Below are 25,360 nucleotides of genomic sequence, written 5' to 3'. Positions count from 1 at the left end.
CCCCCACCATGCTCACCGCCGCCCGCCTGGGCGCCGCCGCCCTGTCCGCCGCGCTGCTGACCGGCGCCGCCGCCGCGCCGGCCCTCGCCGACAGTCCCTCGCCGAGCCCCGTCGCGGCCCCCGACGGCCTGTACGGCAAGGGCGACCCGACGTACGACGGGGTGTGGCGGCAGTCGCTGGCCCTGACCGCGCTGGCGGGCGCCAGGGTGACCCCGGCCGACTCCGCCGTCTCCTGGCTGACCGGCCAGCAGTGCGCGGACGGGGGCTGGCCGTCGTTCCGCGCGGACACCGCCGCCGCCTGCGACGCCAGGACCGAGGACAGCAACGCGACCGCCGTCGCGATCCAGGCGCTGGTCGCCCTCGGCGGCCACCAGGACGCCGTCGACAAGGGCGTCCAGTGGCTCAAGGCCACCCAGAACACGGACGGCAGCTGGGCGTACAACCCCGGCAGCCCCGGTGACGCCAACTCCACCGGCCTGGCCGTGAACGCGCTGTTCGCCGCCAAGGCGGACCCGGCGCAGGTCGCCAAGGACGGCCGGAGCGCCTTCGACGGGCTGGCCCTGTTCCAGCTCGGCTGCGCCGCGCCCGCCGACCAGCGCGGCGCCTTCGCCTACCAGCCCGACCCGGCCGGCGCGCTCGCCCCGAACACCCTGGCCACCGCCCAGACCGCGCCGGCGGCGGCGGGCGGGCGGCTGCCGGTCGCCAACACCAACCGGACGGATGCCGCGCCCAAGGCCCTGACCTGCGCCGACGGCTCCACCGAGAAGACCGTGCCGCGCGCCGACTCCGCCGAGGCGGCCGGCGCCTACCTCACCGCGCAGCTCATGGCGGGCGGCGGGCACCTGGCCCTGACCACCCCCGGTGCCGCCCCCACCCCCGACTACACCGCCACCGCCTGGGCCGCGCTCGGCCTGATCCAGGGCGGCCACCCGCAGCAGGCCGCCGGCGCGGTGGACTGGCTGGCCAAGGAGGGCGGCACCTGGTCCAAGGGCGGCACCGACGCCTCCGCCACCGCCACCCTGCTGCTGGTCGCCCAGGCCGCCCAGCGCGACCCGGCCGCCTTCGGCGCCGACCTGGTCGCGCAGCTGACCGCCCTCGGCCCGGCGCCCAAGGCCGCCACCGCCGCGCCCTCGGCGTCCGCCTCGGCCGCGAAGAAGGACGGGAAGAAGGACGGCGGCATGGGCCAGTACTGGCTGATCGGCGTCGGCCTGCTGATCGGCGTCGGCGGCGGTCTGATCCTCAGCCTCCAGCGCAAGCGCGGCCTGAAGCCGTGACCACCCGGCCGGACCACCCGCCCGTCATCACCACTACCGGCACCACTAACGGCACCACTAACGGCACCGGCACCACCCGGCGGCCGGCCGCCCTGGTGGCCCTGGTCGCCGCGCTCACCGCCGGGCTGCTGCTCACGCTCGGCGCCGCGCCCGCCCAGGCCGCGGGGTACCGGTACTGGTCGTTCTGGAAGTGGTCCGGCACCGGCTGGGCGTACCAGCAGCAGGGCCCCGCCGTGTACGTCCCGCCGGACGGGAGCGTGGACGGCTGGCGGTTCGCCGTCAGCCCCGACGGCGGACAGGACGCCGCCCGGCCCGGCACCCCCGGGGACTTCGCCACCGCCTGCGCCGGGACACCCGAGCAGGCGGGGCGCAAGCGGGTCGCCGTGGTGCTGGACTTCGGCACCGCCGCCGACGCCGCCTCCGGCGAGACCCCGCCGGAGCCCCGCACCGCCTGCGCCGCCGTCCCGACGAGCGCGAGCTCGGCCGAGGTGCTGGCCGCCGTCGTGCCACCGCTGCGCTACGACACCAACGGCATGCTCTGCGCCATCGCCGGCTACCCGAAGGCCGGCTGCGGCGAGCAGCTCGGCGCGGCGCACCAGCCGTCCGGGGGCGGCGGCTCCGGGGGCGGCTCCGGAGGCGGCGGCACCGGCGGCAGCGGCCCCGAGCTCGGCCTGATCGCGGGCGGCGCGCTCGTCGCCGCACTGGCCGCCGGCGCCGTCCGGCAGGCGCGCCGGCGCCGCTGAACCGCCCGAGCCCACACGGCGCCCCTCCGCAGCCCCCTCCGCACCGCCGCCTCCCCCTGGACCTCCCGTGACCACAGCCCGCGCCACCCGACCGCCCACCGGCCCCCGCCAACTGCACCCCGGGGCCTGGTGGTTGTGGGCGCTCGGGCTGGGCGCGGCGGCCACCCGCACCACCAACCCGGTACTGCTGCTCCTGCTCGCCGCCGTCGCCGGCTACGTGGTGGCCGCCCGGCGCGGTGACGCGCCCTGGTCCCGCTCCTACGGCGCCTTCCTGCGGCTCGGGTTGATCGTGCTCGGCATCCGCCTGGTCTTCGCCGTGCTGCTCGGCTCACCCGTCCCCGGGACGCACGTCCTGTTCACCCTCCCCGAAGTCCCGCTGCCCGCCTGGGCCCAGGGCGTGCGGATCGGCGGCCGGGTCACCGTCGAGGGGCTGCTCGCCGCGGTCTACGACGGCCTGCGGCTGGCCACCCTGCTGGTCTGCGTCGGCGCCGCCAACGCCCTGGCCAGCCCGGCCCGTCTGCTGCGCGCCCTGCCCGGCGCGCTCTACGAGGCGGGCGTGGCGGTCGTGGTGGCGATGACCTTCGCGCCCAACCTGGTCGCCGACGTCCAGCGGCTGCGCGCCGCCCGCCGGCTGCGCGGGCGCACCGACCGGGGCATCGCCGCCGTGCTGAGCGTCGGACTGCCCGTCCTGGAGGGCGCGCTGGAGCGCTCGGTGGCGCTGGCCGCCGCGATGGACACCCGGGGCTTCGGCCGCAGCGCCGACGTCCCGCCGCGCCTCGCCCGGGCCACCGCCGCCCTCACCCTGGCCGGACTGCTCGGCATCTGCCTCGCCGCGTACGGGCTGCTGACCGCCGACGGCACCGGCTGGGCGCTGCCCGTCCTGCTGCTGGGCCTGGCCGCCGCCTTCGCCGGACTGCTGCTCGGCAGCCGACGCTCCGTCAGGACCCGCTACCGGCCTGACCCGTGGTCACTGCCCGAGTGGCTGACGGCCGGCTCGGGAGCCGCCGTGGCCGGCTCGCTGATCTGGCTGTCCACCCGCGACCCGGCCGCGTTCGCCCCCACCGTCGTCCCGCCGACCGCCCCCGCGCTGCCGCTGGCCGCCGTGCTCGCCGTCCTCGTCGGCCTGATACCGGCGTTCGCCACCCCGACCCCGCCCCGGAGGGCCTCGTGATCACCTTCGAGCAGGTCTCCGTCCAGTACGCCGACACCGCCGCCCCCGCGCTCGACGGCGTCGACCTGACCGTCCCCGAGGGCGAACTCTGCCTGCTGGTGGGCCCGTCCGGCTCCGGCAAGTCCACCCTGCTGGGCACCGTCAGCGGGCTGGTGCCGCACTTCACCGGCGGCGTGCTGCACGGCCGGGTCACCGTCGGCGGGCGCGACACCCGCACCCACCGCCCGCGCGAACTCGCCGACCTGGTCGGCACGGTGGGCCAGGACCCGCAGGCGCACTTCGTCACCGACACGGTCGAGGACGAACTCGCCTACGGCATGGAGTCCCTGGGCCTGCCGACGGACGTGATGCGGCGCCGCGTCGAGGAGACCCTCGACCTGCTCGGCCTGGCCGAACTCCGCGACCGGGCGCTCACCTCGCTCTCCGGCGGCCAGCAGCAGCGTGTCGCCATCGGCTCGGTGCTCACCGTCCACCCGCGCGTACTCGTCCTGGACGAACCCACCTCCGCCCTCGACCCCGGCGCCGCCGAGGAGGTGCTGGCCGTCCTGCAGCGGCTCGTCCACGACCTCGGCACCACCGTGCTGATGGCCGAGCACCGGCTGGAGCGGGTGGTCCAGTACGCCGACCAGGTGCTGCTGCTCACCCCCGGCTCGGCGCCCGTCCTGGGCGAGCCGGCCGAGGTGATGGCGCACTCGCCCGTCCACCCGCCGGTCGTCGGCCTCGGCCGGCTGGCGGGCTGGCACCCGCTGCCGCTCTCCGTCCGCGACGCCCGCCGCAGGGCCGCTCCGCTGCGCACCCGGCTGGACGGCCGGCGGCCCGCCGCCGCGCCCTCCCCCGCCGGGCCCCCCGCCGCCGTGGCCGAGCGCCTCGCGGTGAAGCGCGGGCCCGTCCCGGCCCTGCGCGGGGTCGACCTCGCCCTGCACCCCGGCGAGATCACGGCGCTGATGGGCCGCAACGGCGCCGGCAAGTCCACCCTGCTCGGCACCCTGGTCGGCCTGCACCCACCCGCCTCCGGCACCGTCCGGGTCGGCGGCCGCACCCCTCACCGCACCCGGCCCGCCGAGCTGATCCGGCAGGTCGGCCTCGTCCCGCAGGACCCGCGCGACCTGCTGTACGGGGAGAGCGTCGCCGCCGAGTGCGCCGCCGCCGACACCGACGCGGGCGCCGACCCCGGCACCTGCCGGGCGCTGGTCGAACGGCTGCTGCCCGGGATCGCCGACACCGCCCACCCGCGCGACCTCTCCGAGGGCCAGCGGCTCACCCTCGCCCTCGCCGTCGTCCTCACCGCGCGGCCCCCGCTGCTGCTGCTCGACGAGCCGACCCGCGGCCTGGACTACGCCGCCAAGGCCCGTCTGGTGGAGATCCTGCGCGCCCTCGCCGCCGAGGGGCACGCCGTCCTGCTGGCCACCCACGACGTCGAGCTGGCCGCCGAACTCGCCCACCGCACGGCCGTCCTGGCCGACGGCGAGATCGTCGCGGACGGCCCGACGCCCGATGTGGTGGTCTCCTCCCCCGCCTTCGCCCCGCAGGTCGCCAAGATCCTCGCGCCCTCCCCCTGGCTCACCGTCCACCAGGTCGAACGGGCCCTCGCCGGGGGCGTACCGGCATGAACCGCCCCGTCCCGCTCGGCCGCCGCTCCGTCGCCGTCCTGCTGCTCACCTCCGCCGTCGGCGTGGTCGCCTTCGGCTGGCCGCTGCTCGCCTCGGCCCGGTCCGCCCTGGTCGGCCACGCCACCGACGCCCCCTGGCTGTTCGCCCTGCTCCTCCCGCTGCTGCTCGCCGTGGTGATCGCCCAGATCTCCGAGGGCCGTACGGCGGGCGGCGGCGCACCCGGCCTGGACGCCAAGTCCGTCGCCCTGCTCGGTGTGCTCGCCGCGGCCGGCGCGGCGCTGCGGCCGCTCGGCGCGGGCACCGCCGGGCTGGAGCCGATGTTCTTCCTGATGGTCCTCTCCGGACGGGTACTCGGCCCGGGCTTCGGCTTCGTCCTCGGCTCCCTGTCGATGTTCGCCTCGGCGCTGCTGACCGGCGGGGTCGGCCCCTGGCTGCCGTTCCAGATGCTCGCCATGGGCTGGGTCTGCCTCGGCGCGGGCCTGCTGCCCGGCGCGGCCACCCTGCGCGGCCGCCGCGAACTCGCCCTGCTCGCCGGCTACGGGGCGGTCGCCTCCCTGCTCTACGGCACGGTCATGAACCTCCAGGGCTGGCCCTACATCGCCGGCCTCTCCGGCTCCATCTCCTTCGTCCCCGGCGACCCGCTCTCCGCCAACCTGGTCCGCTTCGCCGCCTACTGCCTCACCACCTCGCTCGGCTGGGACCTCCCCCGCGCCGCCCTCACCGTCGTCCTCTGCCTCTCCCTGGGCACCCCCCTGCTGCGCGCCCTCCGCCGGGCCACCCGCCGCGCCGCCTTCGCCGCCCCGGCGGCCTTCCGCCCGCCGGAGGAGCCGACGGACCGGGTTCCGCCGCCGTCCGGGAGCGGCGGACCGGCCTGAACCCGGCGCCACCGGCCGGGCGGGGCCGGTGGGCCGGTGGCGCCGGATCGGTGTCAGGGCCGGGACTGGCGTCGGAGTCGGGGCCGGGGCGTGGGCCGGGGCGGGGCTGGTGTCAGGGCCGCTGGAAGACGACCTCCGGGTACGCCGCCGAGGGGCCGTCGAGCAGGCGCTGCGGAATGCCCTTCAGCTGAAGGTCGAAGAAGGCGGCGACAAGGTCACGGGTGACCTTCTCGGCCCGCAGCGGGGCGATCGTCGTCCCTTCGGGGTCGGGAAAGCCCGCCCGCGCCGCGATGACGGGCGAGTCGGTGAAGCTGCTGTGGTCGGAACCGGTGACGGTCAGCCAGCGCTTCCAGCCGTCCAGGCGCGTCCAGGCCTCGGGCCAGCTGGTGTCCCAGCCCGTCGTGCTGTGGACGGCCTGGGTGCCGAGCATCAGGAAGGGGCGGCCACCGAGCCCGGCCGACGGCACCGGGTCGAAGAACTTGCCGTCCATGTTCACGCCCGCGCGGATCCGGCGGTCGGCGGTCATCGCGGAGGCGGCGGCGTTGCCGCCGATGGAGTGCCCGGCCATACCGATCCGGTCCCGGTCGATCATGCGGGCGTACGGCCAGGCCGGCCGGCGGCCGGTGAGCTGGTCGAGCACGAAGGAGACGTCCTTGGCCCGGCTCGGGGGCACCAGCGCGGTCCGGTCCGTCTCCGGGTAGTCGCAGATGGCGCAGGCGAGGGTCCGGCCGTCGGGGAACGTCGTCCCGGAGGTCTCGTAGGTGTGGTCGACCGCGGCGACGACGTACCCGCGGCTGGCCAGGTCCTCGGCGAGGCCGGTGAGCGTGGCGCGCGGCAGCGTGAATCCGGGCGAGAGGACCACCAGCGGGAACCTGCCCGACGCCGGACGCGCGTCCGTGCGCGCCCACGGGTGCAGGCCGGTGACCACCTCGGGCGGAATGCCCTCGCCCGGCACCTGGTCGCCGAGCAGCAGCCGGGCCTCCTCCTCGGTCAGGTAGGGCGTGGCGGGCCCACCCGTCCCCGGCCTGGCCGGGTAGTACATCGACACCATCAGCTGCCGCGGGCCCGCGGACGGCACCCACGGGTCCTGGCGGTTCCGGTCGACGAGGTGCAGCGTGCTGCGGCCGACCGCGTGCCGGCCGGTCGGGCGGGGCAGATCGAGCCGCCCGGCGGACGGGCCCGCGGCAGCGGTGTCGGCAACGGGCGCGGCGGACGCGGGCGCGGGCGCGGCGAAGGCCGAACCCGCCCCGGCGATCGGCAACGGCAGAGCGAGCGCGAGCAGGACGGCAACGGCGGTACGTCGGAGTCTGGTCATGCCGAGCACGGTAGATCCGTGGGAGCACGTCTGACGTCGCCTCAGAGTGTGAACTTGTGTCGTCCCCCCGCCGTATCCGGGCCTCCCACCCGAGGAGGAGGGAGAAGCGCGCGCGTACTGCGGCCGGCCGAGGCCGGGGCCGGCCCGCCATCGCGCGATGAGGGCCGACACCCCTGCCAGTAGTGTCAGTTGTCGTTGTTGACGTTGGTGAGGGCCGCGCTGTAACCGTTCGGACAGTAGAGCTTGTCGCTCCCGTCCCCGGTGTGCCAGAGGCCCGTGACCGTCTGCCGGATCCCCTTGACGGTGTTGCTCTCGCAGACCAGCACCAGCTGCCAGTGGTTCTTCGGGGCCGTGGTCTGGCAGCTCACCGAGCCCCAGTTGGTGCCCTGGTCCGTGAAGCAGTACGAGGTCGCCGACGCCTGCGGCGCCGCCACCACTCCCGCCGCCACGAGCAGCGCCGCTCCGGTGCCCAGGGCTGCTATTCGACGCATGACCTTCTCCTTGTCCCAGTACCGACAACTTGTGCGGACAGCATGCCGCAGCCGGGGACGAATGCATCCGCGCGTGACACAACTGGCCGAAACCGATCCTTCCGCTTCCGGTTCCCGGCCGCCCGAACGCCACCGAGGGCCACCCGCGTTCGGCATGCACGACGGCGCCGAAGGGGACCAGAGGACGGAACCGGCGGCAGCCTGTCGCTTCGGCGCCTCGCTCTCGGTGGCTCTCTCCGGATCGCTCATCAGCCGGACTGCTCCGTCACCACGAACTGGCACCGTTGATGGTCCGGCCGTCCTCCGTGGGGTTACGGACGGCCGGACCGGCCCAGGGGTTGGCGGCAGTTCGGGGCCGCCGTTCTCACGCCCCGCTCATCGCCGGGGCGTAGCGTTCCAGCCAGGTGGTGGGGTTGGTGATCTCGCCGAGGGTGGGCAGGAGGTCTTCGTTCCTGAGCAGGCGTTCGATCAGGGGGTGTCCGCCGGTGTCGTGGAGGGCGCTGATGAAGGCGTCGCCCTGGTCGTAGATGCTGATCAGGGGTGATTGCGTTTTGAGGCGGCGGAATCGTTTGGTGGGTTTCGGTTCGCCGTCCAGCCGGAGCTGTGCGGTGGCCACGCCGCACAGTTCCTGGACCGTTTGGCGCTGGACCCATTGGGCGTGGCCTTCGATGACGTGGTGGGTGGTGCGGCGCTGCTCGGGTGGGAGGCCGTCGGCGTCGGCTTGGAGGGCGATTCGTATGTGGGCGTAGGGCATGGCGGGCCAGACCTTGTTCTGGGCGAGGTGGGTCCACTCGTGTGCGAACGCGCCGGTGAGGTAGCGGTCTGTGGCGCGGCTTTCGGCGTGCCCTTCGGGCATGGTGATCATTTCCGGGTCTCCGGCGGTGGACCGGCAGACAACGGCGGCCGTGACCATCGGCCAGCTCTGGGCGGCCGCCCGCTCGAAGCCGTCCCGGCACGCCTGGACCTCGGCGAGCGCCCGGTCACGCGATCCGGAGCCGGCGGGGAACGCGTCGGCGGCCTGTCGCATGGTGTACTCACCGTGGTCGGCCGTCAAGGAGACGAACTGCTCCGTGGAGACGATGCGGACGCTCGCCCGGTCGGGCAGGCTCAGCCGGGAGTGCCGCTCGGCCAGCGGCGCGGCCCTGGCCAGGAGTCGGCTGATGCGGTCGTAGGTGCCGCTGTCGACCCCGGCGTCGTTGTGGAGCGTGAAGGCGGTCATGAACTCTGTTCTCTTGTAGGTACGTCAGGTGGTCAGGGGGCTGTGCGCGGCATAAGCAGCACTGCGATGAACGCGGCGATGCCGGCCACCGACACCGCGTAGGCGGCGGTGAGCCGGCGGGGGTCACGCAGTCCCCGCCGGGCCTGTTCCGCGGCGGAGCGGTAGTCCTCCAGGCCGTCGTCCGTCACCGGTGTGTTTCGTCTCGGTGACGGCGCATCCGTACCCGGGCGTCGGTGCCCGCGGAGTAGTCGTATACGTCGCTGGCGTCCCGCTCCTGTTGTGCGAGACGTGCGCACTCGGCGCACCCGGCGCCCGCGTTCGACACGCGTTTGGCGACGGCCTTGTTCGCAGTACTCATCAGCTGGGTTCCTCCGCCGGCACCATCAACCACGGTGTCACGGCCACGTGTTCGTAGCTCCGGTGATCCTGGTGAACCTTGAGGTGCCGGTACGCCCAGCGCTGCGCTTCCGCGAAGTCGTCGCAGACCGGTCCCTCCTCCTCGCACGGCTGACCGTCCTCGTACTCCCCCGCGCACCGGAACCGGTGGCGGACAGGAGGCCGGTCCGGCGCGACGTCGGCCTGAAGCGTCCACTCCAGGAACCGCCACGGCCCGCGCCCCCGGCGCTCGGCGGGCGGAACCGGCAGGAAGGCACTCACGCCGACCTTCCCACAGTGCAGTTGACGCACTCGCAGTGCGCGAGGACAGCAGCCTTGCTCAGCTCCTCGGCAGTGCTGTCGAAGGCGCTGGGACGCCGGGCGTTCAGGTAGTCGTCCAACGGCACCCAGGACTTCGGCGCTATACCGCTCTGCCGCTTGGGAATTGGCCTGACCGGGTTGCCGCGCCGCCGCGTCTCCGATGCCATCAGTACTCCCTCATGCCAAGAGCCCGTAACGTCAGTCGACGCTACGGGCTCTTCCGGGGGAGGCGAGGCAGAGTTTCTACCCCCTGTTTTCAGGCAGCGACTCCGATGGCGTCGGCCAGGCGTCGACCGGCTGCCTGCGCCTGGCCGACTGGTGGGCCGTTGACGAGCCCGCGCACCATGGAACGGGCCTCTTCATTCCACCGGGCCGTCTCAGGTGCCACCTCGACGGCACTCGTCAACAGGGTCACTACCTGATCCGCATCCCCGCGAAGTGCGTGTGCCCGCGCTACCTCAATCAAATGCCGTCCCCGCCGGGGGACTGCCTTGATCTCTTCATCAGGCAGCTGACGCGCCCAGCGCAGTGCTGTGCCGGCCTGGCGCAGCTCCACTGCGACCGTGACCGAGTGGAACGCAACAGCCTGAACAGAGCATGACGTCGGAGCGCTCCAGAAGTCGGCCGGGAGTCTCTGCGCCACGGCGGACGCCCTGTCGATCCACCCCCACGCTTCGCCGCCCTCTCCCGCGACGGCGTGGGTGATGGCGGCGTGGAAGGCCATGTCAGCCCAAGCTGCCGCCAGGTGTGGGGATTCGGCTCGTACCGGGTCCAGCAGACGGAGGGCATCCTCCGTCATCGCCTGCGCGCTGTCCCACTGCCCCGACTTCCGGAACGCCTCCACCAGGAACCAGCAGGCCTGGCCGATGGCGCCCGGGTCGCCCGACGCCCGCGCTGTGGCGAGCGCAGTGGACGCCACTCTCCAGACGAGGTTGCCGTCCCCCTGGAACGCGGCGTACATCTGCGTCAGATTAAGCGCACTGGCATACATCACCTCAGCGCGCCGACGGTCAGAACACCCCGGGTGTGACGCCGCGATCGATGCTGCCGAGACGAGCGGCGGAAGCAGCGCGGCCAGCGCGGAACGGTGATCCCCCCGCGTCATCCTCGTCCGCCACGCGGCAGACAGTTGCGCGGCAATGTGATCCAGGTTCGGCGCAGGCCCGCTGGCCAGACCGAGCGGTGCACCATCGACAGCCCGACGAACGGAGGCCAATGCCTCGTGCTCTATGCCGGAGTAAAGCGTACGAGGCATCGACACGTCGCCGGTCAGATCCGACAGATCGGTGATCCCCAGGTGCTGGGCGACCTTCATCAGCATCGGAAGACGCGGCGGCAGTAAGACTCCGGTCTCAATCTGCTTCAGCCATGCCGGTGATCGCCCCAGCAGGGCAGCCAACACAGGGCGCGACTTCCCCGCCCGCTCACGGTAGTACTGAATGCGCCGTCCCACCGGGAGCGCAGGGTCAAGTGCCATGCTGCCAGCCTAGAGTGGAAAACACTCTTCAGTCTCGGCACGCCGAGCACAACTTCCCGACCGCCGAGACGTATCGACCGCACATTCCGTCCCGACCGGCGCACTCCGGCTTCGATGGGCGAGGCACCGGAGCGGGGGCAGTTACTTCGTCCGACCGGTGGGCGGGCGGGAACGGGGGCACCTTCGTCAGCCGGGCTGCCAGGACGGCGCCGACACTTCGGGTGATCTTCTCCGGGAGCGGGGCGGACAGGATGCCCGTCAGCGCGTCCCGGCTCCAGCCGCCCGCGAGCAGCCCCTCCACCCGGGCGGCCTGATCCGTCAGGGGCTTGCCCGCGAGCGCCATGCGCGGTTCACAGCGGCCCAGTTCGAGCAGCGGCTCCATGCCCTCCGTCGGACGCGACAGAATCGGCACCCGCGGGCTCCCGACGGACAGCTCCGCGTCCGGGCCGACCGGCCGGGACGGAAGGACGGAAGGACGGAAGGGAATTCAACTTCCCTCCGAACCAAAGTCCTTACCCTCAGGGGTTGGCGGAAGCTCGGGGCCGCCGTTCTCACACCCCGTTCATCGCCGGGGCGTAGCGCTTCAGCCAGGAGGTGGGGTTGGTGATCTCACTGAGGGTGGGCAGGAGGTCTTCGTTCTTGAGCAGGCGTTCGATCAAGGGGTGTCCGCCGGTTTCCAGGAGGGTGCTGATGAAGGTGTCGCCCTGGCTGTAGGTGTTGAGCCGGGCCTGTTCCGCGGCGGAGCGGTAGTCCTCCAGGCCGTCGTCCGTCACCGGTGTGTTTCGTCTCGGTGACGGCGCATCCGTACCCGGGCGTCGGTGCCCGCGGAGTAGTCGTATACGTCGCTGGCGTCCCGCTCCTGTTGTGCGAGACGTGCGCACTCGGCGCATCCGGAATCCGGCCTCGGCAGGCGGCCGGCTCCGGCCTTCTTCGGAATGCTCACGGGCTGGGTTCCTCCGCCGGCACCATCAACCACGGTGTCACGGCCACGTGTTCGTAGCTCCGGTGGTCCTGGTGAACCTTGAGGTGCCGGTACGCCCAGCGCTGCGCTTCCGCGAAGTCGTCGCAGACCGGTCCCTCCTCCTCGCACGGCTGACCGTCCTCGTACTCCCCCGCGCACCGGAACCGGTGGCGGACAGGAGGCCGGTCCGGCGCGACATCGGCCTGAAGCGTCCACTCCAGGAACCGCCACAGCCTGCGGCCCCCGCGACGCTCGGCGGGCGGAACCGGCAGGAAGGCACTCACGCCGACCTCCCCACAGTGCAGTTGACACACTCGCAGTGCGCGAGGACAGCAGCCTTGCTCAGCGCCTCGGCAGTGCTGTCGAAGGCGCTGGGACGCCGGGCGTTCAGGTAGTCGTCCAACGGGCTGCCCTGAGGGGTCCGCGCGTGTCTCGTCGAGTACGTGACCTGCACCGCCTGCACGGTGCGCCGTGTATTTGCACGGTTGGACGGCATGAAACGATCCCCTCACTCTCAGTCAGTGAAGGGATCGTTCCACGTAGGTTCGCGGCGCTCCGCACAAACTGTCCGGAGTAAATTCCTCCGGAGCTATTGACAGACCGTTACACGCCTGCCCACTTTGCGAAGGCGGTGATCTCGTCAGTGGCGTGCCGGTCCACCCGAACCAACGTCGCGGCTGTTGCGCGGACGGAGGGGTGGAAGCGTGTGTGGTTCGGCGCCGCCCGGCGGGCGCTCTTCAACGACGCGAACGCCCTAACACGGTCGCCTTCAGCCAGCCGCGCAGAGGCCACATCGATGTGATGGTGCGACACCCGTTCGGCGGCCAGCCCTGTCGGCAATGCCCACTCCTCCTTGCCCTGCGGATCACCCCATTCCCGAAGGCGCGCTAGAGCCTGCTCGGTATCCCCCGTGTCAATGAGTGCTGCAACCTCGTGGATCCCGACGTTGCTCGGACCGAACGAGAGTTCCATGACGTCGGTGTCCCCGCCAACCCAGCGTGCAAGCACCCGGGCCTCTGCAAGGTAGTGAGCTGAACGGTCCGGCTGCCTGTCACGGGCCTCCAGGACGGCGAGCTTCAGGTACAGCGCACCAGTGACGGCGTTGTGTGCCGTGGTCGGGCACTGTTCCGGGGCCAGCCGTTCGACCTCGTCCACCAACGCGGTGAGGATCCGACGGGCGGACGAGAACGAACCCGTGCGAAGCATGGCGCCGGCCCTCAGGTACGCCGCCGTCACCTGGAGCAGAGACTCCCCAGACCGGTCAGCCGCCCAGTGCACACGGTCGATCGCCGTCAGCGACAGGTCGTGGTAGCCGAGCTTGTGCGACAAGGAGTTCGCCGCCCGGTACCCGCGTGCGAGCCAGCCGAACGCCTCCGCCTGGTCACGGCCCGACGTGGAGAGGGCTACGTGGGTCAGCTCCGACAGCAACGAGGGCAGCAACGGCGCCATGGGAACGTATGCCCCGTCCTGCCGCATCTGGGCAACCTGCCTCGTCTCCGCAGCTAGCACCGGGAGGGGCCGCGGTGCTGCGTCCAGGTCGTCAGGGCTGTTGTAAGTCAGCATGATTCGCCGGAGTTCAGGGATAATGGCCTGCACCTGCTCGTCGGACTCCGCCCCGTTGACAAAGGGCTGGCCAGTCAACCGCTCCGGTCCGACGGCCAATGCCTTTGCGAGTCGCACGAGCAGCCCAGAGGACGGGTTTCGGCTGCCAGCCTCGTACTTCTCCAGCGTTGACGGCGAGATGTTGACCTTCCCGGCCAGCTCTCGGACGGTCATGTGTCGGATCTTGCGGTGCTCGCGGATGCGGTCGCCAATAGCGCTCATGATGCCCCCAGCAGTGGGTTTCCTAGACGCAGGGTAGGCCTTCGTGGCAGGGCGTGACATGCCTGCCATGTGAATTGCCGGTCTCACATTGGTCAGCTCCGACACGCCGAGCACAACTTCCCGACCGCCGAGACGTATCGACCGCACATTCCGTCCCGACCAGCGCACTCCGGCTTCGATGGGCGAGGCACCGGAGCGGGGGCAGTTGCTTCGGCCGGCCGGTGGGCGGATGGGAACGGGGGCACCTTCAACAGCCGTGCCGCCAGGACGGCGCCGACACTTCGGGTGATCTTCTCCGGGAGCGGGGCGGACAGGATGCCCGTCAGCGCGTCCCGGGTCCAGCCGCCCGCGAGCAGCCCCTCCACCCGGGCGGCCTGATCCGCCAGCGGCTTGCCCGCGAGCGCCATGCGCGGTTCACAGCGGCCCAGTTCGAGCAGCAGCTCCATGCCCTCCGTCGGACGCGACAGGCTCGGCGCGTTCAGACTTCCCGGGCTCCCGACGGACAGCTCCGCGTCCGGGCCGACCGGCCGGGACGGAAGGACGGAAGGTCCTTCAACTTCCTTCCGAATCAGATTCCTTACCCTCCCGGAGGGGTTTCCCGTCTTCCCGGCCACCGCTGTTCCGGCTCCGGGGAGACCGGCGGCCGGAGACACGGGAAGCGGCGGCACCGTGTGCACCGCCTTGCCCGTGACCGGGACCTCGTGGACGGACACCGTGGTCCGCACCTGTCCCGTCAGCGGGTCCCGCTCGGTCCGCCGGATGTAGTGGCCGGCCTGCTCAAGCTCACGGAGCGCACGGCTTACGGTCGTTCGGCCCTCGACACTCTTCGCCGCCAGGGTCCGCACGTCCTCCCGGGCCCCGTCGGGAAGGCTGAGAAGGTAACTCAGCAGCCCACGGGCCGCCCAGCTGAGCGAGTGCTTCCGGACGACGTGGCCGTTGTCGAGGATCGTGTACCCGGGCGCATGCTTCGGGATACGATGGATCTGCATAGGGAGCTCTCATCTCCTGGTGCCGAGCCCCGGGGTGTTTGCCCACCGCCGGGGACCATCTTTTGGCACGGATCATCAGATTAATTGCGCCAACAGGTCGGCGTGACACCACCGTTGGCCGCAAGGATCACCGTAGACGCGGCAGACGAACACCAGCGCCGGAACCAGATAATCCCCTCTCCGGATCACCCGAACAGACGGCGCGCGAACAACCCCCCTGGCGCAACACAAAACAGCGCGCCGTCACAGACACCGCAACCGGTCAAACCTTCAGACCGGCCAACTGCACCACCCCGAAGGGCCACAGAGCGGAGCCGCTGCCAGCTGGCCGGTTGCGGGTTCGACTGCTCGAACACCGGCCCCAACTAGCGATCGATACCTGAAGGTTGTGCTCAGCTGGCATGCTGGCGGCCATGGACGAGACGACCATCCCGCCGGATGCTCCCCAGTGGCTGCTCCAGCACATCGACGCCGAACGCGCCGTGGCAGCCGGTTGGGCCCATCCCTCCGAGTTGATCTCCGTGTTCCCTGCGGAGGGCAAGCAGTACAACCACGTGGTGGGCGCGTCACCCACGGACTGGGTGCACTGGGTACGTCTCCCTCGGCAGGGACCGGTACCGAAGAAGCGGCACAACCGGGCATCAACACCCGGGGACGGCGAGACACTCGACACGGTCGAGTACATGAGCCCCCAGCAGCGGAAGCGCCCGCAGGCGGCCTGATACCCGATCCGGGTGAGCAGCCAACGGCCTGGGGTGCCTCGCGGACCGACAAACATCCTGGCGCAACACAAAACAGCGCCGCTACGACGCCGTCCCGAACGCGATCGTCGAGGAGCTGAGCAGCGCGCTGATCATCTTCTGCCCTGCCACCACACTCGCCTGATCACACCCCCAGGTCCGGCAGAAGAGCCCGCATTACCTTGCCAGGTGGTCGAACTCGCCCGCCTTGACGCCGAGTACGAAGGCGCGGAGGTTGTCAGGGGTGGTGGTGATGACGGTGTCGGGGTCGTCGCTCTCGCGGAGCTTGATGGTGCCGTCGGGGGTCGCTGCAACGTAGATACAGTTCGCGGCATCGGCACTGTAGCTGGATTTCTGCCAGTCGTGAACGGCCATGGGTGTTCCTGTCTCAGATGCTCTGGGCGATACGGCGGATGAGGTCGCGGGAGGCGTCCGGCTTGAGCGTAGTCATCTCCATCCGATCCATCACAGCCCGATACTTGATCAGCTGTGGCTCGGTGTCGATGAACTCCGATCTGTCCGTATCGAGCTGAACGGTGTCCAGCCGTGGGATCGCGGCGCTGAAGTACACAATGCCGGCGCCGGAGCCCGGATAGCTGCCGGTGCCGAACGGCATCACCCGCAGGTCGATGTGAGGATTCTCGCTCATGGTCAGGAGGTGTTCCAGCTGACCACGGGCGACCTCTGGACCGCCGAATTCCATTCGCAAGGCGGCCTCGTGGACGATGGCCGATAGCTGAACGGGCCGGTCACCGTAGAGCACCGCCTGTCGCTTGATGCGATGGGAGACGAGATGCTCCACCTCGGGTGGTGAAAGGGGTGGAACCCCGTCCCGGAAGAGCGCGCGAGCGTGTTCCGGGGTCTGGAGGAGTCCAGGGATGTGAATCGCGGAGGCGATCCTCAGCGATTGTGCATGGTGTTCGAGTTCGGCCAGGTCAAGTGCTCCGGACGGGAGAATCTCGCGGTACTCCTCCCACCAGCCCCGGGTGCGGCCGCCGGTCATGTGGGTCAGCGCATCGATCAGGGCATCGTCCGAGCAGCCGTAGAGGCGTGACAGGGCCCGCACCCGGTCCGCGCTCACCGGGTATCCCCCTGACTCGATGTTGCTGATCCGGGACTGCGTGGCGCCGTGCAACTCCCCGGCGCGCGTGACCGACAGGCCTGCCCGCTCGCGCAGCCGGCGCAACTCCGCGCCGAGTCGCCGCTGCCGGATACTCGGCGGAACCTTGCTGGGCGGCATCCGCTGTTTCCTTCCCTCGCTCGCCATGGCCGGCGCCGTTCACCCTTTGGAGTGGTGGTGCTATGAATTCCCCAAGGAAGGTGGACTGCATGCTACCTACTGGCTACTTTGATCCTGCGTCAGGGCCGGTCGCTGCCCGCAGTAGCGGCGGCGCGGCGCCCAACTCCCTTTCACGTAGGAGACTTCCATGACCGCCGCGCCCTCGCAAAACCCCCGCCCGGCCACCCGCCTGTGGGCGACGCCTGTGCCCTTCGACCAGGAGCTGTGCGGGCTCGTGCTCGACACCGCGCCCCAACTGTTCGCCGTCGTCCAGGTGTACGGCGACAGCCGCGAGGGCACCGACGGATGGGTCGTGGCCTGGGGGCTCGCCAACGGTGACGGGCCGACGTACGTGGTCGGCGTCGACGGGCGAACGCGGTTGACCCTCGCGTCGCCCGAACGTGCCGTGCACCTGTTCACCGGGCAGCCGGGCATCACCGCGAGACTGGTGTGGCTCGCGCAACCGGGCTCTGCCACCCTGGACCGGACCCAAGCCGCTTGACCCCTCGCCCTGCTGGCGTACCTGTCGATGCCGGGCCCCGAGGTATCGGCGCACCGCCGAGGACCATCTTTTGGCGCCGCTCATCAGATTGATTGCGCCAACAGGTCAGCGTGACACCACCATTGGCCGCAAGAATCACCGTAGACGCGGCGGACGAACACCAGCGCCGGAACCAGATAATCCCCTCTCCGGATCACCCGAACAGACGGCGCGCGAACAACTCCCTGGCGCAAACCAAAACAGTGCGCCCCCGAACGAATCCAGGGCCGCGCCACGGTAGGTGGGCTACTGCTGCGGTGGTCCGGCAAGTGTCTCGATGCGCAGCGGCGAGCACACGTCAGGGGTGCGAGTGAGGTCCATCAGTTCCTCCGGAGGGTCTCCTCCATCGAGCATCACCATGCCGTACTCCTTTGCCTCCGACAGTCCAAGGGCCGGGGCGTGCTTACGCAGGTGGCGCATTGCGGTCACGGTTCCGTCAGCCTGCAGAAGTGCCCGGACGGTGGCCATCAAAGGGTCTGGTGGCCTGACGCCCTTGACCTGCCAGAGGTAGAGCTCCTCCCAGTCCTCGACCACGAACGTGACGACGGGGATGTGGTGGATGCTCCCGTCCTGCCGGTCCACCAGGTAGGGGCCATTCCCTATCAGCATGTTCAATGGGTCGCGGCTACGGATGTACTCCACCGACTGCCAGCCGACCAGCCATCCCAGGGCGTGTTCCTCCACGCTGAGGACGACAACTTCCGGCGACTTCCCGTACTTGGCCAGCGCCTCCTGGCGCTTTTCGACAGCAGGGCCTCAACCAGCTTGACGGCACGTTCCTCGGTGACCATGCCACTCATCATTCACCCGGACGCAATTGGGTTTCGGCAATCAGACTGCGGCCCGCCGCAAGACACAACAGGCTGTCGGACTTGCCCGCGCCGCCCAACGGTCACCCAGCGCTACCCCGCCTATCCGGGCCCTGGCCGCCGGGCCAAGTTCGACGAGGCCCACGAGTTTGCCACAACACCGGACGACGAACACGGCGATGACGCGCTCGGCATGGCCTACTGCACCCCGACCTACATCGAGATGCAGCGCGCGAACTGCCTGGCTGAGAACGGCCGCTCCGGAAACACTTCGGGCCCTACCCCGCCAGATGCACCGCGACCTGCGGCGGAAGGCCGCATGCGGGCTGGTTTTGCCTCAGGCCGTGACTGCCTCGACGACGTCGGCGTAGACGTCGAACAGGCGCGGTGCGCCCGGCCGGCGGTCGGCCAGCAGCAGCGCCCAGCAGCGGGCGACGAGGGCACGGGCCGCAGTGCCCGGCCAGGGCTGCGGCAGGAGTTCGGGGGGCAGGAGCGGGTCCGGTTCCAGGGCCTCGGTGAACGCGGCGGCGAGTTCGATGGCGATGGTGAGCTGCTCGGTGTCGGACGGGTGGGCGGCCAGCCTGGCGAGCCGGTCGGCGGCCAGGGCGCCGAGCCGCTCGTGCCCCTCGGCGAGTTCCGCCAGCGGCCACCACCGCCGGGCGAGCGCGCGCGGGTCGTCGGCGTCACCGGTGTGCAGGTCCCGGCTGGTGAGGAGGGTGAGATTGCCGAGGACGCCAAGGGCGGCGGCCTCGGCCCTGAGCGGCTCCTCCCAGGCGTGCGGCGACACGTACAGCCCGTTCTGGACCGGGGCGCCGCCCAGCCCGGTGATCGCCTCGCGCAGTGCGTCCCGGGCGGGGCGGGCGTGTTCGGGGACGGCGAAGCCGGCCAGGTGCCAGATCCCGTCCCAGGGGGCCTCGCCGCGGTCCTGCGCGTACATCAGCGCGATGTATCCGGCGGTCGGCTCGATCGTGCGCCGGGTTTCGGCCGTGGCCCGCAGGACGGCCCGCCGCCCGCGCCCCTCCTGGACGAACCGTCCGTCGGCGGCGAGCCGCTTGATCGTCAGGCGGACCTGCTGATCGGTCATGCCGAGCAGGCCCGCGACGGCGTACAGCTCACCGCAGTCCACGGTCCCGTCCGCGCGGACCATCGCCTCCACCAGCACCCGGGTCGGAATCTCCAGCATGGTCATCATCATAGTACGATCGAATCAAATACGGTCGTTCAGAGATTGATAGATTGGTGGCCGGCAGGATGCGCAGACGCTGGTGGCTCTGGGGTTCGCTGCTGACCGTGGTGGTCCTGCTGCTCGGCGCGGGCGGCTGGGTCGTGTACCAGAACGAGTACGACCTGAAGGAGGAGCGGGTGACGATCACCGGCGGCAGGCAGCCACTGAACGGCGTCCTCGCCCGCCCGACCGGCGGCCACGGCCCGGTCGGCCTGGTCGTCTTCGTGCACGGCGACGGTGCGCAGAACGCCACCCACGACACCTTCTACCGACCGATGTGGGAGGCGATGGCCAAGGCCGGCTACGCCTCGCTGTCCTGGGACAAGCCCGGCGTCAACGGCGCCCCCGGCAACTGGCTGGACCAGAGCATGCAGGACCGGGCCGACGAGACCGTCGCGGCCATCGGCTGGGCCAAGACCCAGCCCGGCATCGACCCCACCAGGATCGGCCTCTGGGGCGCCAGCCAGGCCGGCTGGGTGATGCCCAAGGCCGCGCGGCAGTCCGCCGACGTCAAGTTCGTCATCGCCGTCGCACCCGCCGTCAACTGGCTTCAGCAAGGCCGCTACAACCTGCTCGCCGAGCTCAAGAAGCGACACGCCACCCCGGCCGAGACCGAGGCGGCGATCGCCAGGAGCGACCGGACCCTCGACGCGCTGCGAACCGGCCGGACCTTCGAGCAGTACCAGGCCGCCGGCGGCGACGTCACCGGCCTCACCCCCGACCGGTGGGAGTTCAACCGCCGCAACCACACCTCGGACGTCACCGAGGACCTCTCCGCGGTCCGGGTACCGGTCCTCCTGATCCTCGGCGGGCGCGACGTCAACGTCGACAGCGACGACACCGAGGCCCACTACCGCCGGATCCTCACCACCCCCGGCCAGCTCCAGGTCAAGCGCCACCCCGACGCGACCCACAACATCGTCCCCGAGGCGATCGAGGACTCGGAGCTCAGAAGCACCTTCCTCGCGATCGCCGCACCGCGCTCGCTCTTCAGCCCGGGCTACCTCGACGAACAGCGGCACTTCGTGGCCGCGATCGGCCGGTGAAAGGACAGCCGGAGGTGAAGGGCGGCGGACCGGACACGATGGGCCGGGTCGCCGCCCTCAACCCGCGAACGCCGATCGATCCCGAACTCACCCGCACCAGCGACGCCCGGCACCTCACCCCGGCCACCGCACAGCCGAAGGGGCCGCCCGGCCTACCGCCGGACAGCCCCTCGACAAGATCTTCATGAGCCGGCTAGGCGCTCTTGGGCCCAGCCTGCTGGACGACATCGAAGGACCAGACGGTAGAGCCGGAGGCTGCGGGCTTGGGCCGCTCGCCCCCCTCCCCGGTGCCCTGGTGCGCCGCCTTCATGGGGCCCTCCATCCAGGCCTGGAACGACTCCTCGTCGCGCCACCGCGTGTAGACGAGGTAGTTGTCAGTGCCTTCAACCGGGCGGAGGAGCTCGAACCACTCGAAGCCGTCGGAGCTCTCCACCGCACCGGCCCGCGAGGCGAACCGCTTCTCCAGCACCTCGCGCTGCTCGGCGGGGACGGCCAGTACATTGATCTTGACTACGCTCATGGCCCTATCCTGCCTCAAAGGTCAACGCCAGGTGCGGACCCGGCGGTCCCGACACCTCAGAGGTGCATCAACGAATCTGTCGCGGACGCAGCAGCTCGAACCACTCGAAACCATCGCCCGCGGTGCTCCCGGCGTCGCCTCCGCAACGAGGACGGCCCGCCGGTGGTGACCGTCGACCTGTGAGCTCCCCGGTTGTGGCGCCCTCTGCCCCGTCTGGCCCTTCACCGGGCCGGGCGGGGACTTTCGGTTGTGCCGGGAGAATATGCGGGACGCTACCCGGCACTTCGCCACTCCGCACCGCGAGTTCGGCGCTGAGGTACCGTCCGGCATGTGAGCACCGACTTCCAGCAAGCCAGAATCGCCCTCGGTCTGCGGCTCCGCGAGCTGCGTGCCGAGGGCGATCTCACAGGCCGGCAACTGGCCGAGCGTCTGGACTGGACGCAGTCCAAGGTCAGCAAGCTGGAGACCGGTCGGCAGACGGCCACCCACGACGACCTCAAGGCCTGGGCCGAGGGCGTCGGACAACCCCACGTGGCAGCCGAGTTGGCTGCCAGGCTGCGAGCCTTCGAGTCAGGGTCCCGCTCCTGGCGGCGGCAGTTGGCCGCCGGGCACAAGCCGGTGCAGGACACGCTGACCGCCGAGAACGACCGTTCGGCTGTCCTGCGCGCGTGGCAAAGTTCCATGATCGTCGGCATGCTCCAGACACCCGACTACGCCCGGCACATCTTCAGCGCGTACGTCGACCTCCACCAGTCGCCGCGCGATGTCGAGGACGCCGTACGGGCCCGGGTCCGACGGCAGGAGAGCTTGTACCAGCCGGGCAAGCAGTACCGCATCATCATGTGGGAGTCCGCGCTGCGCGCTCTGGTCTGCCCACCGGCCGTGATGGTCGCGCAACTTGACCGGCTCAGCGGCGTGATCGGGCTGGACACCGTCTCCCTGGGCATTGTGCCGTTCGAAGCTTCGCTCAAGTTGCCTCCTGCCAACGGATTTTGGATTCATGACGAACGGCTCGTCATTGTCGAGGACTGGCACGCAGAGCTGTGGTTGGACCAACAGGACAACGTGGCGCTGCACCTGCGCGTGTGGGAGACGTTGGCCGGCGCAGCCGTCTACGGCGCGGATGCCCACAAGGTCATTACCCGGTGCCGTAGGGCACTCGGAGCCTGCTGAGAATCCTCACGCGCCTCGACCGTGAGCACTGGAATATTCGAGAATCACGCGCCCCGTCAGCAATTCTCGTGCGCTTAACGTGCTGACCGATGACGTCGATCGGCGCGGGAGTTGAGCCATGACCACCAATTCACAGCAGTGGGCGGCTGGTCCGTACCCCGGAAGGGTCAGCACTGCCGACCGGAAGCAGAGCCGGAAGGCGGTCGGTCATGTCGCTTCGTGAGATCGGGCTGAGGCAGCCCGCCCCGGACGCCGACGTGTGCCCAACCTGCCTGCGGCTGGACGACATGGCACAGGAAGCCCTTCAGGACCCGGAAGGGTGCAATCACTCGGCGCTGACGGACGTACGGGTACTGCGCCGACGCCATGCCGAGTCGGGGAAGTGCCTGAACCCGGACGGTGCCGAATGAGTGACATTCGGGACCGCCCACAGGTTCCCGCCTGCGGCGAACCGCCCCGACGGGCGAGCCGGCCGCATGAGTCGGGTTGTGAAAACCCCACCCGCACAAGCGGGTTGGTCCAGAACCAGAGCTAGGAGAGTCCGCGTGACTTCGATCAGCACGGAACGGATCACCGGTCGGTCCCTGGTGGACCCGGCGTTGTTCGGGCGCCTGGTCGCCCGGATCGTCGAAGACGAGGAGATGGACCAGGCGCTCGCCGAGCGCGTCATGGAGCAGGCCCTGGCCTTTCTCGGGGCCTGCGCGGCCAACCCGGACGCCGGGCTGTCCCCCTCGGGCCTGGTGGACATCGGATGGCACACGTTCATCCTCCACACCCTCGACTACACCGAGTTCTGCCGGTCGGTGGCCGGGCGGTTCCTCCACCACGCGCCGACCGACGGCCCCGACGACTCGGCCAAGGGCATGGGCATCGCTGCCACCGCAGCCATCATCGAGGCCAGCGGGTACGCCGTGGATACCGAGCTGTGGACCATGCCCGCCGACTGCTCCGAGGGCAGCGGCGGCGACGGCAGCGACACCAGCGGGAGCGGCAACTGCTCGCAGTGTCACCGCGGTTGCCACAGCAGCTAGGAACTGATCACCTGGCCCGCCCCGCTCCGGCCCGGAGCGGGGCGGGCCCGACCCCGAAGGACCCGACGATGGGTTACACCTGGAACGACCTGCCGGACGAGTTGCGCGCGAGCATCGAAGGGCAGACCGGCACGGTGACTTGCGCCGTACCGCCAACAGCCGGAACCGTGTCCGACTTCGCCGCCACACTGGAGACGACCGGCGGGCAGGTGTTCTGCAAGGCCGTCCGGGACGACAACCCCCTGGCATGGATGCACCGGCGTGAGTCGGTCGTGAACACCGCCCTCCCCCCGGGCATCGCCCCCCGCATGCTGTGGAAGGTCGAGGCCGGCGGATGGCTGGCCCTCGGATTCGAGTGCGTTCCCGGCAGGCACGCAGACCTCTCACCGGGGTCGGCCGACCTGCCGATGGTCGCCCGGACGCTGGAAACGCTCGCCGAGACGCTGACCCCGGCCCCTCCCCTGCGGACGTTCAGCCTGGCCAAGAGGTGGTCCGATCAGGACTTCTGGCACAAGCTCGGCGGCCGGCACCGCGACCGGCTCGACCCGTGGACCATGGAACGGCTGGAGAGGCTGATCCTGGCCGAACGGGAAGCACCCGGTCTGGTCGACGGCAAGACCCTGGTGCACACCGACCTGACCGGCCCCAACCTCCTGGTGGACGGCGACTCCGTACACGTCGTCGACTGGGCGTTCCCCGCCCCCGGCGCCGCCTGGGTCGACACGGCGTACATGGTCATCCGGCTGATCGAGGCCGGACACACGCCCGAGGAAGCCGAGCAATGGGCCGACGGCGTGCCCATGTGGCATGAGGCCTCCCCCTGGGCCGTGACCGCCTTCGGCACGATCCTCACCGGAATGCGGACCCTGCGCGCCGTCGAGGCCCCCGGCCGGCAGTGGGACGCGCTGAGCGACCACGGGCTTGCCTGGCTGCGCCACCGGTTCAGGTAGCCACCCCGGACCGGCCCCGAGGTCTTCCGGCAAGCAGTCTGCTACTGCGCCCCGGCGGCCCGTCAGGCGCGGCTCGGCGCCGGCGCCGGCTCCGGCTCGGAGAGATCCGCTGCCGCGCGGCGAGGAAGCAGCAGCGGAGTCGCCAGCAGGAGCACGCCGGCCAGGCCGATGGCCGTACGAAGGCCGAGCAGGGCGCCCAGCACGCCCCAGAGGACCGTCAGGAGCGCGGTCGAGGCCTTGGCCGTCACCGCCCAGGCGGACAGCGTGCGGGCGACCCGGTCGGTCGCGGTGCGCTGGAGACGGTAGGTGGCGTGGACGGGGTTGAAGACCCCGCAGCAGAAGATGAGCCCGAGCTCGACGCCCATCACCAGCAGCAGCCCTCCGGTGCCCGGCCCGATGAAGGCCAGGCCGACGGGCCAGATCGCGCGCAGCGTCCCGACCACGACCAGGACCTGGTGCTGCCCGAACCGGGTGACGAGCGGCCGGGCCAGCCGTGAGCCGAGCAGCCCGCCGATCGAGGGCGCGGCGAAGGCCAGGCCGTACTGCCACGGTGCGAAGTCGAGTCGGTCGAGCATCAGGACGGCCAGCAGCGGCTGGGTGGCCATCACCAGGCCGTTGAACAGGGCGGTGTTGAAGAACAGCGGGCGCAGCGTCGCGTCGGCGAGGATGTACCGCCAGCCGTCGAGCAGGTCCCCGGCCCGCATGCGCGCGGCCTCCCGGCGCTCGGGCCGGGGCTCGTGCCCGCCCATCGCGCGGATGCCCAGGGCCGAGAGCAGGTAGCTGGCCGCGTCGGCCACCACCGTCGCCACCGGACCGAGGAGCCCGATCGCGGCGCCGCCCAGTGGTGGTCCGATGATCGTGGTCGTCCAGGCCGTGGACTCGAATCGGGCGTTGGCGACGAGCAGGTCCTCGGCCGGCAGCAGCGTCTTCAGGTAAGCGCCGGAGGCGGCGCGGAAGGCGATGTCGGCCGCCGCGACGACGACCGAGACCAGCAGGAGCTGAAGGAAGGTGAGCGCGCCGAGCGCGAACGCGGCGGGGATCGTCAGCAGCGCCGCGAACCGCACCAGGTCCATCGCGATCAGCACCGGCCGTTTGCGGCGGAACTCCACCCACGGGCCGAGCGGCACCGCCACGGCCGCGCCCGCCGCGGCCCCCACGGAGGAGAGCGCGGCGACCTCGGCCGGTCCGGCGTGCAGCACCTGGATGGCGATCAGCGGGAACGCGCCGAAGGCGAGCCACGTGCCGAGCGCGCTGGTCCCGTACGCTCCCCAGAGCCACCCGAACCGCCGCCCCAGCCGGTGTCCGAGCAGATGTCCCCACAGATGTCCCAACCGGTGCCCGCTCCTCATGCCTGCCGCCCTCTCGCCACTCACCCGCACAACCGATCCGCGATCGGAAGCA

At 71.2% G+C, this 25,360-nt stretch carries 29 protein-coding genes and 1 pseudogene; 12 read left to right on the top strand and 18 right to left on the bottom strand.

The features are described 5' to 3' along the window. The first annotated feature begins 8 nt into the window (after nucleotides 1-8). The 5 genes from ACIP82_RS08930 to ACIP82_RS08910 all read left to right on the top strand — a co-directional run bounded on the left by ACIP82_RS08930 (nucleotide 9) and on the right by ACIP82_RS08910 (nucleotide 5,673). Nucleotides 9-1,274, top strand: coding sequence for a prenyltransferase/squalene oxidase repeat-containing protein (locus ACIP82_RS08930; RefSeq protein WP_400652273.1), 1,266 nt, complete (start codon nucleotides 9-11; stop codon nucleotides 1,272-1,274). Then, on the top strand, nucleotides 1,271-2,017 hold the full coding sequence (locus ACIP82_RS08925) for an SCO2322 family protein (protein ID WP_400652271.1): 747 nt from the start codon (nucleotides 1,271-1,273) through the stop codon (nucleotides 2,015-2,017). The genes ACIP82_RS08930 and ACIP82_RS08925 overlap by 4 nt, the downstream gene beginning before the upstream one ends. A 67-nt stretch (nucleotides 2,018-2,084) precedes the next feature. After that, the gene (locus ACIP82_RS08920) at nucleotides 2,085-3,188 is read left to right on the top strand and encodes a CbiQ family ECF transporter T component (RefSeq protein ID WP_363610085.1); all 1,104 of its coding nucleotides are present in this window, start codon (nucleotides 2,085-2,087) and stop codon (nucleotides 3,186-3,188) included. After that, nucleotides 3,185-4,798, top strand: coding sequence for an ABC transporter ATP-binding protein (locus tag ACIP82_RS08915; protein ID WP_400652268.1), 1,614 nt, complete (start codon nucleotides 3,185-3,187; stop codon nucleotides 4,796-4,798). The genes ACIP82_RS08920 and ACIP82_RS08915 overlap by 4 nt, the downstream gene beginning before the upstream one ends. Then, entirely contained in the window at nucleotides 4,795-5,673 is an 879-nt protein-coding gene (locus ACIP82_RS08910) for an ECF transporter S component (RefSeq protein ID WP_400652267.1), read from the top strand. Before ACIP82_RS08915 ends, ACIP82_RS08910 begins: the two co-directional genes overlap by 4 nt. A gap of 112 nt (nucleotides 5,674-5,785) precedes the next feature. Here ACIP82_RS08910 and ACIP82_RS08905 read toward each other — a convergent pair whose 3' ends face one another. From ACIP82_RS08905 to ACIP82_RS08850, 12 genes are all read right to left on the bottom strand, one after another. Continuing rightward, the gene (locus ACIP82_RS08905; protein WP_400652264.1) at nucleotides 5,786-6,988 is read right to left on the bottom strand and encodes an alpha/beta hydrolase family protein; all 1,203 of its coding nucleotides are present in this window, start codon (nucleotides 6,986-6,988) and stop codon (nucleotides 5,786-5,788) included. Between the two features lie 185 nt (nucleotides 6,989-7,173). Beyond that, nucleotides 7,174-7,479: a hypothetical protein gene (locus tag ACIP82_RS08900; protein ID WP_400652263.1), complete on the bottom strand. Its 306-nt coding sequence runs from the start codon at nucleotides 7,477-7,479 to the stop codon at nucleotides 7,174-7,176. A gap of 364 nt (nucleotides 7,480-7,843) precedes the next feature. Further along, a complete protein-coding gene (locus ACIP82_RS08895) occupies nucleotides 7,844-8,698 on the bottom strand; it encodes a hypothetical protein (protein WP_363610095.1) in 855 nt (284 codons plus the stop codon). 32 nt (nucleotides 8,699-8,730) lie between these two features. After that, nucleotides 8,731-8,886, bottom strand: a complete 156-nt coding sequence (locus ACIP82_RS08890; protein WP_363610097.1) for a hypothetical protein — start codon at nucleotides 8,884-8,886, stop codon at nucleotides 8,731-8,733. Continuing rightward, complete coding sequence (locus ACIP82_RS08885) at nucleotides 8,883-9,056, bottom strand: hypothetical protein (protein ID WP_400652259.1); 174 nt, start codon at nucleotides 9,054-9,056, stop codon at nucleotides 8,883-8,885. Before ACIP82_RS08885 ends, ACIP82_RS08890 begins: the two co-directional genes overlap by 4 nt. Beyond that, complete coding sequence (locus ACIP82_RS08880; RefSeq protein ID WP_400652256.1) at nucleotides 9,056-9,355, bottom strand: hypothetical protein; 300 nt, start codon at nucleotides 9,353-9,355, stop codon at nucleotides 9,056-9,058. The genes ACIP82_RS08885 and ACIP82_RS08880 overlap by 1 nt, the downstream gene beginning before the upstream one ends. Beyond that, nucleotides 9,352-9,561, bottom strand: a complete 210-nt coding sequence (locus ACIP82_RS08875; RefSeq protein WP_400652255.1) for a hypothetical protein — start codon at nucleotides 9,559-9,561, stop codon at nucleotides 9,352-9,354. The genes ACIP82_RS08880 and ACIP82_RS08875 overlap by 4 nt, the downstream gene beginning before the upstream one ends. 89 nt (nucleotides 9,562-9,650) lie before the next feature. Next, nucleotides 9,651-10,871, bottom strand: coding sequence for a helix-turn-helix domain-containing protein (locus ACIP82_RS08870; protein ID WP_400652253.1), 1,221 nt, complete (start codon nucleotides 10,869-10,871; stop codon nucleotides 9,651-9,653). 551 nt (nucleotides 10,872-11,422) lie between these two features. Then, a complete protein-coding gene (locus ACIP82_RS08865) occupies nucleotides 11,423-11,644 on the bottom strand; it encodes a hypothetical protein (protein ID WP_400652250.1) in 222 nt (73 codons plus the stop codon). A gap of 166 nt (nucleotides 11,645-11,810) precedes the next feature. Continuing rightward, nucleotides 11,811-12,116 (bottom strand): hypothetical protein, encoded by a 306-nt coding sequence (locus ACIP82_RS08860; RefSeq protein WP_400652247.1) that lies wholly within the window; start codon nucleotides 12,114-12,116, stop codon nucleotides 11,811-11,813. A gap of 319 nt (nucleotides 12,117-12,435) precedes the next feature. Then, nucleotides 12,436-13,656 carry a helix-turn-helix domain-containing protein gene (locus tag ACIP82_RS08855; RefSeq protein WP_400652244.1) on the bottom strand — a complete coding sequence of 407 codons (1,221 nt, stop codon included), beginning with the start codon at nucleotides 13,654-13,656 and terminating at the stop codon, nucleotides 12,436-12,438. 92 nt (nucleotides 13,657-13,748) lie between these two features. Next, nucleotides 13,749-14,645 (bottom strand): helix-turn-helix domain-containing protein, encoded by an 897-nt coding sequence (locus tag ACIP82_RS08850; RefSeq protein WP_400652242.1) that lies wholly within the window; start codon nucleotides 14,643-14,645, stop codon nucleotides 13,749-13,751. A gap of 413 nt (nucleotides 14,646-15,058) precedes the next feature. Between ACIP82_RS08850 and ACIP82_RS08845 the strand changes: the two genes are divergently transcribed. Beyond that, on the top strand, nucleotides 15,059-15,367 hold the full coding sequence (locus ACIP82_RS08845) for a hypothetical protein (RefSeq protein WP_400652240.1): 309 nt from the start codon (nucleotides 15,059-15,061) through the stop codon (nucleotides 15,365-15,367). Between the two features lie 195 nt (nucleotides 15,368-15,562). Here ACIP82_RS08845 and ACIP82_RS08840 read toward each other — a convergent pair whose 3' ends face one another. Together ACIP82_RS08840 and ACIP82_RS08835 are read right to left on the bottom strand one after the other, a co-directional pair. After that, nucleotides 15,563-15,760: a DUF397 domain-containing protein gene (locus tag ACIP82_RS08840; protein WP_363607034.1), complete on the bottom strand. Its 198-nt coding sequence runs from the start codon at nucleotides 15,758-15,760 to the stop codon at nucleotides 15,563-15,565. 13 nt (nucleotides 15,761-15,773) lie between these two features. Continuing rightward, complete coding sequence (locus tag ACIP82_RS08835) at nucleotides 15,774-16,625, bottom strand: helix-turn-helix domain-containing protein (RefSeq protein ID WP_400652237.1); 852 nt, start codon at nucleotides 16,623-16,625, stop codon at nucleotides 15,774-15,776. 187 nt (nucleotides 16,626-16,812) lie between these two features. Between ACIP82_RS08835 and ACIP82_RS08830 the strand changes: the two genes are divergently transcribed. Continuing rightward, on the top strand, nucleotides 16,813-17,166 hold the full coding sequence (locus ACIP82_RS08830; RefSeq protein WP_400652235.1) for a hypothetical protein: 354 nt from the start codon (nucleotides 16,813-16,815) through the stop codon (nucleotides 17,164-17,166). A 285-nt stretch (nucleotides 17,167-17,451) separates the two neighbouring features. Here the strand turns inward: ACIP82_RS08830 and ACIP82_RS08825 are convergent. Both ACIP82_RS08825 and ACIP82_RS08820 read right to left on the bottom strand, forming a co-directional pair. Beyond that, a pseudogene (locus tag ACIP82_RS08825) lies at nucleotides 17,452-17,943 on the bottom strand (YrhB domain-containing protein); the annotation flags it as partial. 408 nt (nucleotides 17,944-18,351) lie between these two features. Then, nucleotides 18,352-19,197 (bottom strand): PaaX family transcriptional regulator C-terminal domain-containing protein, encoded by an 846-nt coding sequence (locus ACIP82_RS08820; protein ID WP_363607039.1) that lies wholly within the window; start codon nucleotides 19,195-19,197, stop codon nucleotides 18,352-18,354. 68 nt (nucleotides 19,198-19,265) lie between these two features. On the opposite strand from ACIP82_RS08820, the gene ACIP82_RS08815 reads away from it, so the two are divergent. Both ACIP82_RS08815 and ACIP82_RS08810 read left to right on the top strand, forming a co-directional pair. Then, the gene (locus ACIP82_RS08815) at nucleotides 19,266-20,285 is read left to right on the top strand and encodes an alpha/beta hydrolase family protein (protein ID WP_400652233.1); all 1,020 of its coding nucleotides are present in this window, start codon (nucleotides 19,266-19,268) and stop codon (nucleotides 20,283-20,285) included. After that, a complete protein-coding gene (locus tag ACIP82_RS08810) occupies nucleotides 20,282-20,473 on the top strand; it encodes a hypothetical protein (RefSeq protein ID WP_400652230.1) in 192 nt (63 codons plus the stop codon). The genes ACIP82_RS08815 and ACIP82_RS08810 overlap by 4 nt, the downstream gene beginning before the upstream one ends. Before the next feature lie 5 nt (nucleotides 20,474-20,478). Here the strand turns inward: ACIP82_RS08810 and ACIP82_RS08805 are convergent, their stop codons facing one another. Then, nucleotides 20,479-20,805: an antibiotic biosynthesis monooxygenase gene (locus ACIP82_RS08805; protein ID WP_363607045.1), complete on the bottom strand. Its 327-nt coding sequence runs from the start codon at nucleotides 20,803-20,805 to the stop codon at nucleotides 20,479-20,481. A gap of 330 nt (nucleotides 20,806-21,135) precedes the next feature. On the opposite strand from ACIP82_RS08805, the gene ACIP82_RS08800 reads away from it, so the two are divergent. The 3 genes from ACIP82_RS08800 to ACIP82_RS08790 all read left to right on the top strand — a co-directional run bounded on the left by ACIP82_RS08800 (nucleotide 21,136) and on the right by ACIP82_RS08790 (nucleotide 23,959). After that, on the top strand, nucleotides 21,136-21,978 hold the full coding sequence (locus ACIP82_RS08800) for a helix-turn-helix domain-containing protein (protein WP_400652227.1): 843 nt from the start codon (nucleotides 21,136-21,138) through the stop codon (nucleotides 21,976-21,978). A 545-nt stretch (nucleotides 21,979-22,523) separates the two neighbouring features. Beyond that, nucleotides 22,524-23,009, top strand: coding sequence for a glycine-rich domain-containing protein (locus ACIP82_RS08795; protein ID WP_400652225.1), 486 nt, complete (start codon nucleotides 22,524-22,526; stop codon nucleotides 23,007-23,009). A 68-nt stretch (nucleotides 23,010-23,077) separates the two neighbouring features. Continuing rightward, the gene (locus ACIP82_RS08790) at nucleotides 23,078-23,959 is read left to right on the top strand and encodes a phosphotransferase (RefSeq protein WP_400652222.1); all 882 of its coding nucleotides are present in this window, start codon (nucleotides 23,078-23,080) and stop codon (nucleotides 23,957-23,959) included. Nucleotides 23,960-24,021: 62 nt separating this feature from the next. Here ACIP82_RS08790 and ACIP82_RS08785 read toward each other — a convergent pair whose 3' ends face one another. Continuing rightward, nucleotides 24,022-25,308 (bottom strand): MFS transporter, encoded by a 1,287-nt coding sequence (locus ACIP82_RS08785; RefSeq protein ID WP_363607049.1) that lies wholly within the window; start codon nucleotides 25,306-25,308, stop codon nucleotides 24,022-24,024. Between the last annotated feature and the right edge of the window lie 52 nt (nucleotides 25,309-25,360).

It is taken from the genome of Kitasatospora sp. NPDC088548, assembly GCF_044753005.1.
Classification (GTDB): domain Bacteria; phylum Actinomycetota; class Actinomycetes; order Streptomycetales; family Streptomycetaceae; genus Kitasatospora.
This window is presented reverse-complemented; position numbering and strand designations above follow the sequence as displayed.